General features: G+C 59.8%; 16 protein-coding genes. 11 read left to right on the forward strand and 5 right to left on the reverse strand.

What is annotated here, in order from left to right:
* Position 1 precedes the first annotated feature (1 nt).
* A complete protein-coding gene (rrtA, locus tag HKN06_10975) occupies positions 2 to 601 on the reverse strand; it encodes a rhombosortase (protein NNF61834.1) in 600 nt (199 codons plus the stop codon).
* Positions 602 to 681: 80 nt separating this feature from the next.
* On the opposite strand from rrtA, the gene gspG reads away from it, so the two are divergent.
* Genes gspG through HKN06_11015 form a run of 8 tightly spaced genes read left to right on the forward strand, consistent with a single transcriptional unit; the run spans position 682 to position 6,076 of the window.
* Positions 682 to 1,125, forward strand: a complete 444-nt coding sequence (gene gspG / locus HKN06_10980) for a type II secretion system major pseudopilin GspG (GenBank protein NNF61835.1) — start codon at positions 682 to 684, stop codon at positions 1,123 to 1,125.
* Position 1,126: 1 nt separating this feature from the next.
* Entirely contained in the window at positions 1,127 to 1,675 is a 549-nt protein-coding gene (gene gspH, locus HKN06_10985) for a type II secretion system minor pseudopilin GspH (GenBank protein ID NNF61836.1), read from the forward strand.
* Positions 1,665 to 2,096 carry a type II secretion system minor pseudopilin GspI gene (gene gspI / locus HKN06_10990; GenBank protein ID NNF61837.1) on the forward strand — a complete coding sequence of 144 codons (432 nt, stop codon included), beginning with the start codon at positions 1,665 to 1,667 and terminating at the stop codon, positions 2,094 to 2,096. The genes gspH and gspI overlap by 11 nt, the downstream gene beginning before the upstream one ends.
* Positions 2,093 to 2,695 carry a type II secretion system minor pseudopilin GspJ gene (gene gspJ, locus HKN06_10995; protein ID NNF61838.1) on the forward strand — a complete coding sequence of 201 codons (603 nt, stop codon included), beginning with the start codon at positions 2,093 to 2,095 and terminating at the stop codon, positions 2,693 to 2,695. Before gspI ends, gspJ begins: the two co-directional genes overlap by 4 nt.
* Entirely contained in the window at positions 2,692 to 3,612 is a 921-nt protein-coding gene (gene gspK / locus HKN06_11000; GenBank protein ID NNF61839.1) for a type II secretion system minor pseudopilin GspK, read from the forward strand. Before gspJ ends, gspK begins: the two co-directional genes overlap by 4 nt.
* A gap of 3 nt (positions 3,613 to 3,615) precedes the next feature.
* Entirely contained in the window at positions 3,616 to 4,842 is a 1,227-nt protein-coding gene (locus HKN06_11005) for a hypothetical protein (protein NNF61840.1), read from the forward strand.
* Positions 4,839 to 5,318: a type II secretion system protein M gene (locus HKN06_11010; protein ID NNF61841.1), complete on the forward strand. Its 480-nt coding sequence runs from the start codon at positions 4,839 to 4,841 to the stop codon at positions 5,316 to 5,318. Before HKN06_11005 ends, HKN06_11010 begins: the two co-directional genes overlap by 4 nt.
* 2 nt (positions 5,319 to 5,320) lie before the next feature.
* Complete coding sequence (locus tag HKN06_11015; GenBank protein ID NNF61842.1) at positions 5,321 to 6,076, forward strand: type II secretion system protein N; 756 nt, start codon at positions 5,321 to 5,323, stop codon at positions 6,074 to 6,076.
* Here HKN06_11015 and HKN06_11020 read toward each other — a convergent pair.
* Together HKN06_11020 and HKN06_11025 are read right to left on the reverse strand one after the other, a co-directional pair.
* Entirely contained in the window at positions 6,073 to 9,351 is a 3,279-nt protein-coding gene (locus HKN06_11020; GenBank protein ID NNF61843.1) for a hypothetical protein, read from the reverse strand. The two genes, HKN06_11015 and HKN06_11020, sit on opposite strands and share 4 nt — an antisense overlap.
* Positions 9,352 to 12,045: a hypothetical protein gene (locus tag HKN06_11025; GenBank protein NNF61844.1), complete on the reverse strand. Its 2,694-nt coding sequence runs from the start codon at positions 12,043 to 12,045 to the stop codon at positions 9,352 to 9,354.
* Positions 12,046 to 12,314: 269 nt separating this feature from the next.
* Between HKN06_11025 and HKN06_11030 the strand changes: the two genes are divergently transcribed.
* The 3 genes from HKN06_11030 (at position 12,315) to HKN06_11040 (ending at position 14,489) form a co-directional block, all read left to right on the forward strand.
* Positions 12,315 to 13,439 carry a PAS domain S-box protein gene (locus HKN06_11030; protein NNF61845.1) on the forward strand — a complete coding sequence of 375 codons (1,125 nt, stop codon included), beginning with the start codon at positions 12,315 to 12,317 and terminating at the stop codon, positions 13,437 to 13,439.
* Positions 13,426 to 14,040: a response regulator transcription factor gene (locus tag HKN06_11035; GenBank protein ID NNF61846.1), complete on the forward strand. Its 615-nt coding sequence runs from the start codon at positions 13,426 to 13,428 to the stop codon at positions 14,038 to 14,040. Before HKN06_11030 ends, HKN06_11035 begins: the two co-directional genes overlap by 14 nt.
* 68 nt (positions 14,041 to 14,108) lie before the next feature.
* Positions 14,109 to 14,489: a hypothetical protein gene (locus HKN06_11040; GenBank protein ID NNF61847.1), complete on the forward strand. Its 381-nt coding sequence runs from the start codon at positions 14,109 to 14,111 to the stop codon at positions 14,487 to 14,489.
* 15 nt (positions 14,490 to 14,504) lie between these two features.
* Here the strand turns inward: HKN06_11040 and pgi are convergent, their stop codons facing one another.
* Together pgi and glgC are read right to left on the reverse strand one after the other, a co-directional pair.
* Positions 14,505 to 16,118, reverse strand: a complete 1,614-nt coding sequence (gene pgi, locus HKN06_11045) for a glucose-6-phosphate isomerase (GenBank protein ID NNF61848.1) — start codon at positions 16,116 to 16,118, stop codon at positions 14,505 to 14,507.
* Positions 16,119 to 16,123: 5 nt separating this feature from the next.
* On the reverse strand, positions 16,124 to 17,398 hold the full coding sequence (gene glgC / locus HKN06_11050; protein ID NNF61849.1) for a glucose-1-phosphate adenylyltransferase: 1,275 nt from the start codon (positions 17,396 to 17,398) through the stop codon (positions 16,124 to 16,126).
* Positions 17,399 to 17,519: the final 121 nt, after the last annotated feature.

Consider the following 17,519-nt stretch of genomic DNA (forward strand, 5'->3'; position numbering starts at 1 on the left):
GTCAACGGCGCCAGTCACGCTGCAGCACGAGCGCGAATACGGTGCCTATAACGGCCCCATACAGGTGCGCGTCAACGACAACCGGGCCACCGGAGGTGGAAACGCTCAGCGGCAGCGCGCCATTCCACTGCTCCCAGGCCAGCTTCCCGACCAGGAACAGCGCCAGCGCGTAGCCCTCCAGGTCACCGACCCGTATCCAGCGAACCGCGCCGGCCGCGAACAGGCCATGCAATATCCCCGAAAGGCCGACGTACCACACCAGGTCCACGCGTAACAGCACAAAACCGGCGCTGATGCCTGCGGCGCCGCCCAGCAGCAGCAGCCACCACTGCCAGGCAGTGTATTCGCGCGGAAACAGCAGGATGACCAGCGCCAGACCGGCCAGATTGAGCAGCGTGTGCGACAGGCCCAGGTGTACCAGGTGCCCGGACAACAGCCGCCACCACTGGACGCCCGCGTCGACGGCACTCCTGTCATAACGAAGCACGTCCCTGGCCGTATCGCCGCCAGCGGCGATAACGGTCACCAGGAGCGCTGTCAGCAGCAACGGCCAGGTCCGCGCCAGATGCTCCTGCACCGCTACCCGATTGAGGGAGGTCATTTTGTTATCATCCCTCCTGTTAAAAGGAACGCTCGCGCCCGCGAGGGATCATAGCTTACGAACCCGGTTGATACTGAACGATGAAAAACAAAGTTTTCCGGCCGCTCCGACAAAGCGGCTTTACGCTGATTGAAATCATGGTCGTGGTTGTGATCCTCGGCATCCTTGCCACGCTTGTGGTGCCGACCGTAATTCAGAACGTCGGCGAAGCGCGCATCAACAAGGCTCGCAGCGATATCCGCACCATCGAAAGCCAGCTCGAAATGTTTCGCCTGCACGCGTTCCGCTACCCCACCACCGACGAGGGTATTGAATCCCTGGTAAAAGCGCCGGCCTCACCCGACGCACGCGATCGCTGGAAAGGGCCATACCTGCCAAAGATCCCGACAGACCCATGGGGCCGCCCCTATCTGTATCTGTCACCCGGCACACGGGCTTCGATAGACGTTTACTCGCTGGGTGCCGATGGCCAGCCTGGCGGCGACGGCGAGAATGGCGATATCGGAAACTGGAATCTCGATTGATATGACGGTCGTCCGGCGGGCGCGTGGCTTCACGCTGCTCGAGTTGATGGTTGTCATTGTCATAGTCGGAGTTCTGGTCAGTCTCGCCGTCATGAGCCTGGGCGACAATGCCGCGCGCCGGCTGGAAGAAGAAGCCACGCGTTTTGGCAGCCTGCTGCGCCTTGCAGCTGACGAAGCGGTATTGCAGGGCCGCGATATAGGCGTCGTTATCGATGAAAGCAGTTACTCATTCCACGTAATTGACGACCAGTTTGGTCAGTGGCAGCCAATGGCCGCGGACAGGCTTTTTCGTCAACGCAATATGATTGAGGGAATCCGGCTGGAACTGGCGATTGACGATATTTCTCTGGAACTGCCGCCACCGGCAACCGAACCTGATGACGAGGACCTGCAGGACACCGAACCGGTAAACCCGCAGGTACTGTTGTTGTCCAGCGGAGAAATAACGCCGTTTGAGCTGCTGTTTGAATTTGTCGACATCGATCGGCGTCTTTTGCTGCGTGTTTCCGGTACAGGCGAGATAGACCTGCTCAGTGGCGATGCGATCTGAGCGACAAAACGGGTTTACCCTGCTCGAAGTGCTGGTGGCGCTGGCGGTTGCCGTGCTTGGCATGCTTTCGATCACGCTGGCGGCAATAACGGCCGGCAGCAATGCCAGTCGGCTGCGCGAACAGAGTCTTGCCCACTGGGTGGCGATGAACCAGGCGGCAGAGCTCCGGCTGGCGCCTGACTGGCCTGACACCGGGCGCAGCGATGGTGACGTGGAGTTTGCCGGCACCGAGTGGCACTGGGTTGCAGAAGTCACTGAGACCGACGTCGAGGCGCTGCGCCGGGCTGATATTACTGTTTACTATCCGCAGGACCCGGAGCGTCAAATCGCCAGTGTGGTCGCCTTCGTCCGCGAGCCGGCCGAGGGCGTACGCTTCAGACCCTGGACCGGCAGTCAGCGGCCGCAGGGACCACGCCAGTGAACAGGCAGGACGGATTTACCCTGGTCGAGCTGGTCGTGGCAACGGCGATTTTTTTCATCATGAGCGCAATGCTGTATGCCATGCTCAATAGCGTGCGGCAGCAGTTGGTCTTCAGTGAAGAAGCGAGCACGTCGCTGCGTGAGCTGCACTACGCGATGCGGCGCATGGTGCTCGATATATCCCAGCTGCAACCACGCCCGATCCGCGACGAGATTGGGTCGGGCTACCAGAATGCAGTCAGTGCCGGGAGCGGTAACAATGCGATCGAGCTCAGTATCGGAGGCTGGCGCAATCCCCTGGGTTTGCCGCGCGGCAGCGTCCAGCGCGTTGCCTATGTTGTCGATGGCGACACGCTGAGCCGGCTGCACTGGCCGGTGCTGGATCGCACCCTGGCTGCGGAGCCGCTGCGCACGGATTTACTGACCGGAATACTCAATGTCCAGGTGCGATTTCTCGATCCGACCGGAGAGTGGGCTGAACAATGGCCGCCTTTTGGCGCCAGCGAGGACGCCACGCGGCTACGGCCACGAGCAATCGAAGTGTATATCGAGCACGAACAGTGGGGCGAAATTTCCCGCGTAATAGAGATTACCGGATGAACCTGCCGCGTAATCAGTCCGGAGTGGCATTGATCACCGCCATACTGATTGTCGCGCTGGCAACAATCTGGGTGTCATCGATAGTGTGGCTCGATCACCTGCAGCAGCGCCGTGTTGCCAGCCTTGTGCTCCATGACCAGGCAACGCTCTACGCACTTGGCGCGGAATCCTGGGCACACGACATCCTGCAGCTGGACCTTGAAAACGGACCAACCGATCATCTTTCCGAAGAATGGGCGATACCGCTGCCACCCCTGCCCGTCGATGGCGGCCAGATCCAGGGCAGCCTGGAAGACATGCAGGGGCGCTTCAACGTCAACAACCTGGTTACCGCCAACGGCACACCCGATGAAATTGCACTGGACATCTTTCGCCGTCTGCTGGAGTCGCTGCAGATTGATCCGGCGATTGCCATGTATGTACTCGACTGGGTCGATCCCGATGTTGATACCAGTTTTCCAGATGGTGCGGAAGACGATGTTTATACCTCAATGATCCCCCCTTATCGCACCGGCAACGGCCCGATGACCAGCATCACCGAATTGCGTGCGATCAAGGGCATCGCGCCCGAGATTTACGCCGCGCTGGCGCCGCACGTTGCGGCATTGCCAATCGGCACAACAATAAATATCAACACCGCCACTGCCGAGGTTCTCGCCGCACTGTCAGACCGTATATCCCTTTTCGATGCGCAATCGATGGCAGACGGGCGTATCGATGCGCCGTTTGATTCGCTGGAGGAAATTCGTGACGACGTGAGTCCACAGGTGTTGCAGCAGCTATCCGTCGCCAGCAATTTTTTCCGCGCCTCGGTCCTTGTGTCGCTTGGCACTATGCGGTTGTCCATGTACAGTCTGCTCGAGCGCGATGAAGCCGGGATGGTTGGAACGCGTTTACGCAGCTATGGCGCGGATTAACGCATGAGCGAATACCTGGTTTTAAAACTCGCGGGCGACCCGTCCGGACAATGCAGCTGGGTTGTTGCCGACAGCGATGGCCACAGCTCGCTGCCGGAATCCGGCAGCCTGACCGAGGCGGCGCAGCGCGCGCAGCAGCGTCCGGTCATCGCGCTGGTTCCCGGTGATGATGTCCTGGTTACTACGGTAGATCTACCAGTACGCGGCGCCGGCAAAATGTTGCAGGCGGTGCCCTACGCGCTCGAAGAAGACATCGCTGAAAATATCCGCGACATGCATTTTGCTATTGGCCGCCGCGCTGCCAACGGCAGAGTAAATGTCGCAGCAGTGCGTGACGAGCTGCTGAAAGCCTGGCTGGAACAGCTGGACGCTGCCGGCCTGAATACACTTTACATGCTGCCCGAAACCTGCGGCATTCCGATGTCGGATGCAATCTGTATCGTAATTGATGGTGACAAGGCACTGGTTCGTGATGCTGCCGGCAACGCACTGGTCGCCGAAACCGAAAACGTTTCTGCGTTTGTACAGGCGATCGGGATAGACGCACAAAGCGCGGCGTCTGCTGAGCTTTATATCAGCTCAGCCGACTCCGGCCGCTACGCGCAGCAGGTCGGTGAATTACGCCTGGTCATCCCTGAACTTGCCGTTATGGAGGCACGCGACCATATACTGCCGGTCATGGCCGGTGCCGCATTGGAAAACCCGCGCCCCAACCTCCTGCAGGGAAGCTACGCGCGTTCGAGCAGCAAGGAAAAGCTGTGGCAGCCGTGGCGTACAGCTGCCGCACTTGCTGCGGCACTGGTACTTGCTGCGCTCGGCACAAAGGCTCTTGAGGTAATGGCGCTCAAGGCTGAAATGCGCTCATTGACCGAACAGATCAACAGCATCGCCAGCACGGCGATGCCGGGCAGTCGGCTGGTCGACCCGATGGCGCAGCTCGAGCAGCTGGCGGCGAGCCTGCGTGGCAACGGGGCAGTTGCCGACGGCCAGTTTCTTGACATGCTCGATGCGCTCGGCAAAGCGCTGACAGTTGCCGGTGGCACCACCCTGGGGCGGCTGGATTATCGCAACGGGCTGATGGACCTGACGCTGACTGCACCGGATGTCGATACGCTGGACCGGATCAGTCGCTCCATTGAAAGCGGCGGCCTGGCAGCGGAAATACAGTCAGCCAACCAGCGTGATGACGGCATCCAGGGGCGCATACGAATCTCGGGGCAGCAGTCATGAAGGAATGGTTTGCCGGCCTGGAACAACGTGAGCAGATAACGCTGCTGGCTGGCGCGGTGGTGCTGGTCCTTGCCCTGCTCTGGGTATTGTTGATTAACCCGCTGTATATCAGTGCCGGCGCACGTGTCGGGCAGATTGAATCTTTACGCGCTGACGTAATTCGTGCGCGCCAGTTAAGTGCCGAAATTGCATCGTTGCGCAAAACCGGCGCCAGCCCGTTGCCCGACGCCAACCAGTCGCTCATGCTCATACTGGAGCGTACGGCGCGTGATTCAGGTCTGCAGGTCAACCAGAGCCGTCCGCTCGACGAGTCCACGGTAAGAGTGCGTTTTGAAGCGGCCCCGTTTGAGGCGCTTGTCAACTGGATGGGGCTGCTCGCGCAGCGCTACTCGATACAAATCGATATTGCGTCTTTGAACAAGCTCGATTCTCCCGGCCTGGTGGATGCCCAACTGACCCTGAAGCGTCCGGGTTAAAGTTGGCAGCACTAACCCCACCTTCGAATGCCCGCAGCCTGCTGCTCCTGGGAGTCGTTGCCTGGCTGGTTTTCGCCCTGGTTACGCTGCCGGCCACCCTTGCTTTCCGCTGGTTCGCGCCAGATGACATCCTGGCCAGCGGAATAAGCGGGTCGGTATGGCGTGGCAGTGCGGTTGCATTACAGGCGCAGCAGATCGATTTTCAGGATGTCGACTGGAACTTCCGGCCGACGGCGTTGCTGAGCGGAAAATTTGGCTACACGATAAGCGCCGGCGTCGGGTCCGGCGCCGTACAAACCATCGCCATGTTCAGTCCGACCGGCGTGATTACGCTGCGTGATACGGCTGGCGTTTTGCCCGTCGGCGCTCTGTCGGGTCTGCTTCCGGTCACTACTATCGATGGACGTATAGGCCTGGACCTCGCAGAACTGAAGCTGAAGTCGAACTGGATTACCGACGCCCGCGGTACGGTTGACCTGGTCGAGCTGCAACTACTGCAACCGGTCAGTGAGAAATTGGGCAGTTTTGCCCTGATTTTCGACGGCGCGGCAGACGATGGCCTTACCGGGCAGTTTCGGGAGGTAAACGGACCGCTCGAGGCCCGCGGCACACTGTTGCTGCTGCCGGACAACGCGTGGAAACTCGAGGGAACGGTCAAGGCATCGGGCGACGCTTCAGCGCAGCTGCGACGTGGCCTGCCGATGCTCGGGCAGCGCAATCCTGACGGCAGCTATCCGCTGCTTTTCGAATCCGGCTAGGTGCCGGGGCTCCACTCTTTCCAGGTCCTGGAGTAAGGCAGGTACAGCCCTGTCTTTATCGGCATCGGCTGCAGTCCGCGTGCCAGTCGCGCGGCGTTACTGCTGCGCGCCGCGAGACGCTCTGCCAGTTCCGCAGCAGGATCATCGCCCGGGTCATCGAGCAGCTCCGGAAAGCCAAAATAAACCAGCCAGCGCGTTCCATCTTCGACAAAACTGAGATCAATATCGGCATCAACCAGCTTCTCGTCCAGCCAGCCGGTCAGCTGTAGTGGCGCATGAACAGACTCGTGGGCCGCGAACAGCCAACGGGCACGCTCATCTTCAAGCATGTCACGGATAGCCATGCCCGCACGGTCGGCGCTGCCGGAAACGTCGCTGGCCGGTATGCCCATCATTGCAAACAGCTGCTGCAGGCTGTTCTCGAGCCCGTCAAGCGAGCGCATTGCCCAGTCTACCGCTCCGAGAGAGGCTATCTCGCCAATTGTTCGTCGCAGAACACCGGCAATGAGCTGCGCTGACTCACCAAGCCCCTCGGGGTTTTTGTCGCCGGGGCGCGCCTGTGTTTCGCGCCGGTTCCAGTCTTTCAGCTTTGGCGCCTCCGGTAACAGCCAGTTTGACGGCAGACGGCGTATGCCTGCATCAGTGGCATACTCACCCTCGCTCACTATGCTCGGGCGCTCTGGCAACTCGGCGTGCAATTCGCGGTACATTGCAGACAGCAGACTGTGACGGGGCGGCGCACCCCACTCATCGCCGGCAAACGGCAATCGGGCAATGACATGCAGGTAGTCGTTCGCCCGGGTGGCGCCGACATAAAACAGGCGCCTCAGTTCGTTGTCATGCATACCGGTCTGCAGTGAATGCACCCACCTGTTGATCTCATCGCCCCCGCCCTCGCCGCTTACCGGTGCCAGCAGCAGCTGGGCCTTGCCAAACTGGTCCGGCCGGACCAGCCAGCGAAGCGCGTCATCGTCTTCCGGCAAAGCAACGGGTGTAGACAGGCCGGCAAGGATTACAGAGTCAAACGATCGTTGTCGTGCCTGGCGGATTGTCGTGACCAACACCGAGCCTGCGGCGTCTGTGCGTGACTGGTGGCCGCCGGCACACAGCTTCGCTACGGCAACGTCCAGCGCTTCGAGGCTGTCGGCTTCCCCGCCATCGTCGATCTGATCCAGCATGCGGAAAAAGTCGCGACTCTCCTCCACCTCGAATTCGTTGCGCAGGCAGACCGCCCCGCCGAGCGCAGTCCACGCTCCTTCGACGAGACGCCGCAGATCCGACTGGCCACGCTCGGCCAGCACCTGAGCCATTACCCGCTTGATGCGCGACAGGCGCTGCTGACCATCGTCGCTCAGCTGCGAGCGCCGCTGTTCGTCAATGATCAGCTCCCAGACAGCCACTTCGCTCGAATCAGACATCAACCGGTGCAGGTCCTCGAGCGTCAGGCCGCACCATGGGGCGCGCAGGACACTGAGCCACGCAGTTCGGTCGGCAAGGTGACAGATTGCACGTGTCAGCGCATGCAAATCGTTTGTTACGCTGCGCTGGTTTAGCAGGTCTACCTGCTCACTGTGGCAGCGAATGCCAGCCCGGCGCAGGGAATCAATCAGCATAGCCGCGCCGGCTCCATCCCCAAGCAATACCGCAACCTGCCCCTCCAGTATTTGCGGCTTGTCCTTCAACTGCTCAACGATTGCCTGTGCCTCGGCATGAAAACTGCCGGTCACGCCGTCGACTGAAACTTCCCCTGCTTCATCACGTTGCGGTACGGCCGAAAGGAACGGCATCCCGCCTTCCCCGATCACCGCATCGGTCTCATGGCTGAAGTGCTTGTTCACCCACTCGATGATTGCAGAACCCGAGCGCTCCTGTTGCGTCAGGCTAAGCATGTTCAGGCCGCACTTGCCGATGCCGTTATTAAGCACGGTAAGAAACAGGGCTGGCTGGGCTCCGTCAGTGCGACATACCGATGCGAACGAGTTACCGGCAATCAACAAGCTGCGCTCGTCTGTTCCGCTCCAGTTGCGGGTCAGGCGTTCCACCAGGTTAAGCGCCGAGAATGACATCTCGTGAGCGTTGTCGACGACCACATGCTGCAGGCCCTGGGGACCGAAAATTTCCGCCTGGCCGGCATCAAGCGCGTTTGCAGCCCCCTGGACCATTGCGGTGAGATCCATTTCGCCCAGAGCTCGAAACGCCCGGCCCAGGTCGCCAATAACCCTGGGCAATACTGCCAGCAGGGATTGCAGCACCGTCCACTGCAAATGCGAATAGCGTACATCGGCGACTTGCCGGATCGCGCCAAGACGTGACCGGAAGGCAGGTAGTTCCTGCAGTCGGGCGACGAGAATTTCGATACGCGACTCCAGCTCGGTGCGTATCTCCCTTTCGCGGGCATCATCGGCCCCGGCAGGATCCTCAATGCCCTGCTCGGGCCCGAAAGATTTTCGCAGTGTGCCGTCGTCTTCGAGCAACAGTTCGCCCAGTCCACGCCAGTGTGCGAGGTGGTCGGAATCCGTTGCCGGCAGGCTACGCAGGTCACGCCACAATACGATTTCTGACTCAGACCCACGCATGGCGAGGTGTTTTCCTGCCAGCCCGCCGATAGCGACGAGCTCGTCCGACACATCCGCAGGAATCGTGGCTGAACAATCGGTCAGCGTCATCTCGACAGCGTCCTGCAGCCCCGATTGCAGCGCCGTTCGATTGGCCTCCGCATCGTCCAGCTGCAGACAGCGCTGCAGTGATGCCCGCCGTCGCAGCAGACCGCCAAGCAGCTTTTCTGCCCGCACCAGGTCGTTATCCAGGTGTAGCAGCAGCGTTTCAAGGTTGGGGGCGACGCGCTCATCATGATCCAGCGTGCGTAACAACGCCCGCGCAGCATTGCGGTAATACGCGTCCGGTGTCGCAGTAAGCCGCGAACCGGCACCGCACCCGGACGATACCGGAGCCGCCTTAACAAGGGCCGTCGCCAGTGTGCCAATGGTGTGGATCTGCAGGCGCTCGGGCTGCTCGGCAAGACGCCAGCCTAGTTTGGCATCCTGTTGTGCCAATGCACCATCAGGCTCATCACGCAGCAAGACGCTGATGCGTTGTCGCAACCGTGACACGGTGCCCTGATCATCAACCAGGTAAAGCACTTCCTCCGGATGCTGCACAGCCTCAAGGGCAACCAGATAGCGGCTGAAGCCAAGCTCGCTCTTGCCGCTTCCCGCTATGCCCTCCACCACAAACGAGCGCGTAAGATCCAGTGCGTCGCGTAATTCCGGGGTCACTTATTTAACCCCGCTGCGTTTGTCGGCGATTCTGCACAGCGTGCCAAGGTGACAATCGCTACAGGTTTCAGGACCGTACTTTGGTTGCACCCGTGCAATGCCGCCGGCAAATTCAGCCGTGAGCGTCTCCAGCGTGGAGCGCCACGCATCAAGCAGGTCATCCCAATCCAGGCCGGTTTTTTCGGCCAGCTCGCTTTGTTCATAAACCGGCATATCCGATACCACGAGCTCGTGCTGCACGCCGGCAAGATTCATTTGTTCCGCGCTTACACAGCCAGTCAGCAACGCAACCGGCTCTTCTTCGGTCGCCAGCGCATAGAGCAACAGGCTCGGCGCATCGGGCCGCTCGCCGAGCCAGCGACCGGCCTGGAACGGCGTCGTGTCGTAATCGATGATTGCCAGACCACGATTGTCAACGTGGTCGACCCGATCCACATGGGCGCGCAGGCTGACGCCGGCCATTTCGACGGTGGCCTGCACATTTGTCTGTCGCACCTCGAATGGCGCGCGGTCAGTTTCGATACGCAACCAATGCAGCAACAGGCGCACCAGCCGTGCATGCTCCAGCGCCCGATATCGTTTTGACAGACGCACCGGCAGTTTTCTTTCGAAAACCGCCAGCACTGTGTCCGCTACCTCCCAGATCTGCACCTCCAGGTGCTCACCTGTCAGTGCCGCCTGCAGCACATCGGATGACTCGATCCGGTGCCACATATGCTCCAGGGCCATGCGCACGAGCACTACCCTGGCTTCCGGCCTCACCCCCGGGCGCAGTGCGCGCAGTGGCTGTGCGCCGAGCCTCTGGACAGCAAACGAGCGGAATGGACAGGCCGACTGCAGGGCCAGCACGTCCTGGTCCAGGTCGATGGTTTCAACCGGATCGAGCCGCGGACCCTGCCCGTCATCTATTTGTTCAATTTCATCAAGCCCGGGCAGCCCCGGACGATAGTCGGTCAGATCAGCCAGCTCCAGGTCCTGCGCGGCGATTGACGGCAAAGCGCTGAACACCGCGAGCTGAAAACCGGTGTCGCTTTCACTTGAACGCGATACAACAACTTCGGGCGCCGCGGCAATAAGCTGGCGAACCATTTTCTCAGCGCGACCTATGCGCAGCGCGGGTGCGCTACCCGGAAGCTTGTGATTACGCTGCCATTCAACCGGCACGAACGGATTGGGTTCACCAAATGCGCCGGTCCACCTCTGGTTTGTCGCGTCGCAGATCCACAGGTGATCGAAACTCAGCCACTCGGCATCCTCCGGATTTAATACCCATATCGGTACATTACGGGCGTGATACTCGAATTGTCTCTCGCGCAACAAATGTCGCAATAGACGTAATGCCTCGACCGCACCAATGTCGCCGAGTACAACATCGAGCGAGGCGAATTCACTGAGCAGCGAGTCAAAGTCGCGTTGCGCCTGGCGCTGTACGGCATCACGCTGTCCTTCGCCGGGCCAGCCGAATGTTTCAAGCAGTTCAGTGAACGACCTGGCCCAGTTACTCGGTGGTTGCGGTGCCGGCTTGCTGTCACGCTGCGCCAGATTTTCGAACAGCGTTTCAAGCCGGAAGGAGCCGGTGGCAATCCCGGTATGATGACGGAATGCCTCCAGCATGCCCGGGACGTGACGCATGTCGACGTCGACAGAGCCTTTCTCGCGCATCCATGCATCGAAACGTGCCCGCCGCGCTGCTTCGGAAATACCGCCGGCGATAAATGGCGATCGAATAATGCGACTGAGCACCCGCATCGATACAGAACCCATGGACAGGGCCAGCACATGATCCGCTGCCACGACGACCGGCTGTTTGCGTAATGGCCTGCCGGCGGCGATACCGTACGGTCGCTCGCTTTCTTCGCCCGCACCCGGCAGGAACGACCCGGGCAGGAAGGCCTTGTCCAGCACCCTCTCAACCCGCTGAAAGGTCTCATCAAGATCCGGCACTACCAGCGCCAGCCGCGCATCAGGATTGCTCACGACCCGGCTGCGCAACCATCTTGCGGCTGTTTCCAGCTCTGCATGCTGGTCATGGAGCGTCAGCATACTGGCCGCGCTGGAGCCTTGTTCGGCCCGCACCATTCCCAGCCGCGTGCCCATATTGGTCAATGCCCGGAGCAAGGCTCGCTGCTGTGGATTGAAACCGGAAAAACCAACCAGCAGCACGCGGCCTGGCACCGGCACTGCGCCTGAGCCGATGGCCGGCACCAGGGAGTCGATCACACGCGCGGAGTCCAGCCATGACCGTGCCACACAGGTCTCGTGATAGGCCTTCATCCAGGCCGAAAAGGCGTTCTCTTCACGCGAGCTGAAGCCCACCGTGCCAGGGTCGGGCATGCGCCATTCCTGCAGCGCACCCCATGCCTGTCTGGCGAGTTGCGCTGTGGCACGAATATTCAGCGGCACATAGTCGGACTGGCTGACAATCCGTTCCCAGAGAAGACGTTCCTGCAGCGGCGTCAATAGCTGTCGGCGTCCGGCCGGCGATGCATAGCCGGACCAGAGCACCTGCTCACCCAGTGTGCGCAGCCACTGCTGCCAGGCGAGCACCCGGCCTCGCTGCCAGGCCTGCACGCCCTTTTCCGCCTGACCGCTGGCGTAGTTACGGCGAATCTCATTACTCAGGCGCTTGCTGGATGTCACGACTACCGCGCCCGAGCTCAACGCATCGCGAATGCGCTCAGATAACGCAGGCATGGTCGTGTACTCCCCGTTCCCGGTCCAGGCCGGAAGTGCTGTTCCCGGCGCACCGATCTATCGGCATCACCGCCCCAGCCTTGAATGCGCAGCACTTTCGCCGCATGTAGCCTGACCTACTTCGCCCCAAAGCAAAGCCTCCCGCGCTGGTCGTTGCTCCCCAGACCGCGGGCTCGAGCTGTACATACTGTGCACTGGCCGCCGTCTGCGGCAGAATTGTACACGATCGAATTTTCTCAGGACAGGCAGCCACCCTCGAATTTGCCAGTATGACTATCAGCGACAGCAATTCTGAAGCGAGGTTTCTCGCGCTGCTCGACGCGGCAGTCGACGGCATACTGGTGATTGACGCCAACGGCATAATTGAGACTTTTAATCGTGCCGCGGAGATATTGTTCGGTTATTCGGCCAGCGAGGTCATCGCGAAAAAGGTCAACATGCTGATGCCGGCACCTTACCGGGAGGAGCACGACGGCTACATCATGCACTACCTGCAGACCGGCGAGAGAAAGGTCATCGGCATCGGTCGCGAAGTCAGTGCACGGCGCAAGAATGGCGAGGAATTCCCTATCGAGTTGTCAGTGGGAGAAATACACCACGGTGACGAGCCGAAGTTTGTCGGGATCATCCGTGATCTCACCGAACGCAAGGAAACCGCCCGCCTGTTGCGACAACAGCAGGAGCGACTGGACCAGGTGATGCGGTTGGGAACGCTTGGCGAAATGGCTGCTGGCATCGCCCATGAAATCAACCAGCCGCTGACGGCTATCTCGACCTACTCACAGGCCGCGCGACGCATGATCGTCAGCGGACAGCTGCAGGAGGAACGTCTGCTGGAGATACTCGACAAGACCCGCAATCAGGCAGTACGCGCCGGCGAGGTGATTCGCCGGATCCGCCAGATGGCGCGCAACAGACCGGCAGCCCGGGAACTGCGCGACGCGGCCACGGTCGTGGATGAGGCCCTGCAGCTGGCGGAAACCGACAGCAGGCTGCAGAAAGTGGCATTGTTGCGCCGCGACGAAAAGCACCGCCCGCAGGCCTGGCTTGACTCCGTTCAGATCCAGCAGGTGTTGCTCAACCTGCTGCACAACGCGGTAGAAACTGATCCGCCGCCAACCCAGCTGCTGGTGCGCGTTTACAGCACAAAGCCTGAAGAGATAACGGTCGAAGTAAGCGATAATGGACCCGGGATACCAGCCGACTTACTATCGGAAATATTCAATCCGTTTTTCACTACCAAGGAACAGGGGACCGGTATGGGTTTGTCCATCAGCCGCTCGATCGTCGCAGCCCACGGGGGACGCCTGGAGGCGAGCAGCAGTTCGACCGGTGGCGCGACGTTTTCTGTGGTGTTACCCACCGCTATAGATGAAAAAAATGCAGCAGACTGAGCAGCCAACTGTATACATCGTGGATGACGATGAGGCTGTCCGCGACTCGTTAAGCCTGTTAATGGAAGCGGCATCGCTGCCATTTGAGTGTTTTGCCACTGCCAATGACTTTCTGGAAAACCGGTCAGTGAACAAGCCAGGTTGCCTGGTCCTTGATATCAGGATGCCGGGAATGACCGGCCTGGAGCTGCGCGATGAGTTGCACCGCCGCAATGCACTGCTTCCGATAATCTTCATTACCGGCCATGGTGACGTACCAATGGCGGTCGACGCGATGAAGCATGGCGCTGTGGACTTCATCCAGAAGCCTTTCGCAGATGAGGCATTGCTCGACCGGATCCAGCAGGCCCTGGAGCTTAACGCCACAGAGCGAAGCGCAGCACAGTTGCGTAATGCAGTGCATAACAACTACCTGCGACTGACGCCGCGTGAACGTGAGGTAATGGCGATGGTCGTGTCGGGCAATGCCAACAAGGTCATTGCGCAGGATCTCGGTGTCAGCCAGCGCACGGTAGAGATTCATCGTGCCCGGGTGATGGAAAAAATGCAGGCCCGCTCAATTGCTCAGCTCGTACAGCAGGCCGGAATCCTCGATAAGTAGTACCCCCTATTTACCGTTTCCTGATCGGGGCGGATTATGGCCGCAATACAACAACCGCTGGTAGCAACGTGGGCCCCGCCACAATTCAGGACGCCGCGGTATTCGTGGTCGAAGAAAACCCTAGCGAAGCGACTCATTCGGCTTTTGACGGGCTGCCGTGGCCGGTGCACCGCTATCCTGACTTTGCCGCACTGCTTGATTCCCTCGTTGAGCCAGCGCGCGGCTGCGTGGTGGCCAGCGTGGACTCGCCCGGCGAGGCTGCACTGACGATGCTGGAACAACTGCGCAGCAACCAGCATCGCCTTGCGTTGATACTGGTATGCGACCGGGTTGATGTCCCTGAAGCCGTCGCTGCCATGCGTGCCGGGGTGTCAGACGTGTTGCAACGGCCGGTTGCCGCACGCGCGCTGCGTCACCGGGTCCAGGGCGCGGTTGAATCCAGACTATAGATTAAATAGTCTTTCTTAGTTATTGTTTTTTTTGGATTTATTTCGGCAATAATCCAGCAGCTGTAGCGTTGAAGGGTTACGTGAGCTGCCCAGCGGTTGGTTAAGACCGGGCAGGATCTCGCCTGCCAGCTGCTTGCCCAGCTCGACACCCCACTGGTCGAAAGAGTTGATTCCCCAGATGATGCCCTGCACGAAGATCTTGTGTTCGTACAGTGCAACCAGGCTGCCCAGGGCCCGCGGATCGAGCTGCTGCAGAAGAATCGTATTGCTGGGCCGGTTGCCGGCAAACGTCCGGTGTGGTGCGAGTTCAGCGCTGCTGTGCTGGCGGGTCTCCTCAAGACTCCTGCCCAGCATCAGGGCCTCACTCTGGGCGAAGCAGTTTGCCAGCAGCAGGTCATGATGCTCGCGCAACGGATGCCCGGGATTCACCACGGCGATAAAATCTGCCGGCACCAGCCGCGAACCCTGGTGTAACAGCTGGAAATAGGCGTGCTGCGAGTTGGTCCCGGGGCTACCCCAAACCACCGGCCCGGTGTGGTAGTCGATCAGATCGCCATCAACAGTCGTGTGTTTGCCGTTGCTCTCCATATCGGCCTGTTGCAGATACTCCGGCAACCAGCGCAGTTGTTCTGCATAAGGCAGAACCGCGCAGGTTTCGGCGCCGAGAAAATTGTTGTACCAGACGCCCAGCAGTGCCATCAGCACGGGCCAGTTTTCGTGCAACTCGCTGTCGCGAAAATGTCTGTCCATAGCGTGAGCACCGGCCAGAAGCTGCTCGAATCGCTCGAACCCGACACTCAGGATAATCGGCAAGCCGATTGCAGACCACAGCGAGTAGCGACCACCAACCCAGTCCCAGAAGCCGAACATGTTCTCGGTATCGATGCCAAATGCAGCGACCTTTTCAGCATTGGTTGAAACAGCAACAAAGTGTCGTTCGACATCGGCGGCCGTCGCCCCGCCATCCAGCAGCCATGATCTGGCCGTGGCAGCATTTGTCATTGTCTCCTGCGTACCGAAACTTTTTGACGCCACTATAAACAGCGTCGATGCCGGGTTCAGGGTCTGCAGCCGGGAATGGATATCTGCGCCGTCGATATTGGAAACAAAATGTACCGCCGGGCCATCGGCAAAGTCACGTAGCGCGGTCGTAACCATCTGCGGACCAAGGTGTGATCCGCCGATACCGATATTGACGACGTCGCGTATCGGCAGCCCGCTAAAGCCCAGCCAGCTTCCATCGCGTACCTTCTGGCTGAATACCGCCAGGCGACCCAGCACCTGGTGTACGGCCGGCACAACATCAGTGCCGTCCAGAATAACGCGTTCAGTGGCCGGCGCGCGCAAGGCAGTATGCAAGACTGCCCGCTGCTCGGTAACGTTCAGTCGGTTGCCGGTAAAACTCTTTGCGATTGCACCCGGGATATCGCGCTCTAGCGCCAGCTGCAGCAGCAGCGCCAGGCCATCATCGTCAATGCGGTTCTTTGAGTAATCGAGGAACAGGCCCTCAAAGGTGCTGCTGAAGCGCGACGCACGCTGTAGATCAGCCGCAAACAGCTCGCGCATGTGAACGGCACCGAAACTGCGGCGATACTCACCAAGCTCGCGCCAGGCCGTGCAACTGGTCAGTTTTTTCACTTCAGGTGATTCGGTTCCTGCCCGAGCATTTCGGGAACGACCAGCGTCACACCATGGTCTGTCACCCGGTACCGTTGGCGATCTTCGTCGGGGTAATAACCGATAATTGTCCCATCCGGTATAACCACGCCCTTGTCTATCACGGCCTTGTTTATCTTGCAGGCCGCACCAATGCGCACGTCGGGCAGGATTACCGAATCCTCCACGACAGTATGATTTTCGATATGCACATTTGAAAACAGCAGCGAACGGCTGACCGTAGCGCCTGACACAATGCAGCCGCCAGATACCATCGAGTCGAGCGCCATGCCGCGCTTGTCTTCAAAATCAAATACAAATTTTGCCGGCGGCAGTTGCTCCTGGTAAGTCCATATCGGCCAGTCATGGTCGTAAAGGTTTAGCTCCGGCGTGACACCGAGCAGCTCAAGATTTGCGGACCAATAGGACTCTACCGTGCCGACATCCCGCCAGTAAGCACGTTGGCCGGTTTCCGGATCGCGGAATGGAAAGGCTGCGACGTGATAGTGGTCAATACAGGACGGAATGATGTCCTTGCCAAAGTCATGACTGGAATCGCCATCATCAGCATCACTGGCCAGCAGCTCACACAGCAGCCCTGTCTCGAACACGTAAATACCCATCGAGGCCATCGCATGGGTGGTGCTGCCCGGCAATGGCTGCGGCTCAGCCGGCTTCTCCTGGAATGCCGTAACGCGGTTTTGCCCGTCGGTCTGCATCACCCCGAAACCCTTGGCATCCTCCAGTGGCACCTCGATGCACCCGACAGTGATGTCGGCACCTGTTTCGGCATGAAATGCCAGCAGATTACCGTAGTCCATTTTGTAGATGTGGTCGCCACCGAGTATCAAAACGTAGCGCGGGTTATGACGGCGGATTATGTCGATATTCTGGTAGATAGCATCAGCCGTGCCGGCATACCAGCCAGTGTGCAGATGCTGCATGGCGGGCAACAACTCGACAAACTCATTGAGCTCTGCACGCAGGAAGCCCCAGCCCTGTTGAATGTGCCGGATCAGCGAGTACGCCTTGTACTGGCTGAGCACGCCAATCCGCCGCAGGTCAGAGTTGATGCAGTTGGACAGGGGAAAATCGATTATGCGGAATTTGCCACCAAAGGGCATTGAAGGCTTTGCCCGCCAGCGCGTCAGGTCCAGCAGTCGGGTGCCACCACCGCCGGCAAGGATCAGTGCCAGCGTGTCCTTCGTCAGACGGCTAACAAACCTGGGTGTTTGTCTCGCGGGGGTACTCATCAATTACTCCATTCCAGACTTAAAGTCGGCGTAGCGCGTTACCCCGGTTTGACACGGCCGGCAACAAACAAGACCATTGTTGCGCCCGCGGGCAGTTCCCTGCGCCGGTTAAACGTCGTCT

It is taken from the genome of Gammaproteobacteria bacterium (genome assembly GCA_013003425.1).
Lineage (GTDB): Bacteria > Pseudomonadota > Gammaproteobacteria > Steroidobacterales > JABDKV01 > JABDJB01.

Coding starts and splice junctions, on each gene's coding strand:
- rrtA (NNF61834.1), bottom strand. CDS start 601: ATGACCTCCCTCAATCGGGTAGCGGTGCAGGAGCATCTGGCGCGGACC.
- gspG (NNF61835.1), top strand. CDS start 682: ATGAAAAACAAAGTTTTCCGGCCGCTCCGACAAAGCGGCTTTACGCTG.
- gspH (NNF61836.1), top strand. CDS start 1,127: ATGACGGTCGTCCGGCGGGCGCGTGGCTTCACGCTGCTCGAGTTGATG.
- gspI (NNF61837.1), top strand. CDS start 1,665: ATGCGATCTGAGCGACAAAACGGGTTTACCCTGCTCGAAGTGCTGGTG.
- gspK (NNF61839.1), top strand. CDS start 2,692: ATGAACCTGCCGCGTAATCAGTCCGGAGTGGCATTGATCACCGCCATA.
- HKN06_11005 (NNF61840.1), top strand. CDS start 3,616: ATGAGCGAATACCTGGTTTTAAAACTCGCGGGCGACCCGTCCGGACAA.
- HKN06_11010 (NNF61841.1), top strand. CDS start 4,839: ATGAAGGAATGGTTTGCCGGCCTGGAACAACGTGAGCAGATAACGCTG.
- HKN06_11025 (NNF61844.1), bottom strand. CDS start 12,045: ATGCCTGCGTTATCTGAGCGCATTCGCGATGCGTTGAGCTCGGGCGCG.
- HKN06_11030 (NNF61845.1), top strand. CDS start 12,315: ATGACTATCAGCGACAGCAATTCTGAAGCGAGGTTTCTCGCGCTGCTC.
- HKN06_11035 (NNF61846.1), top strand. CDS start 13,426: ATGCAGCAGACTGAGCAGCCAACTGTATACATCGTGGATGACGATGAG.
- glgC (NNF61849.1), bottom strand. CDS start 17,398: ATGAGTACCCCCGCGAGACAAACACCCAGGTTTGTTAGCCGTCTGACG.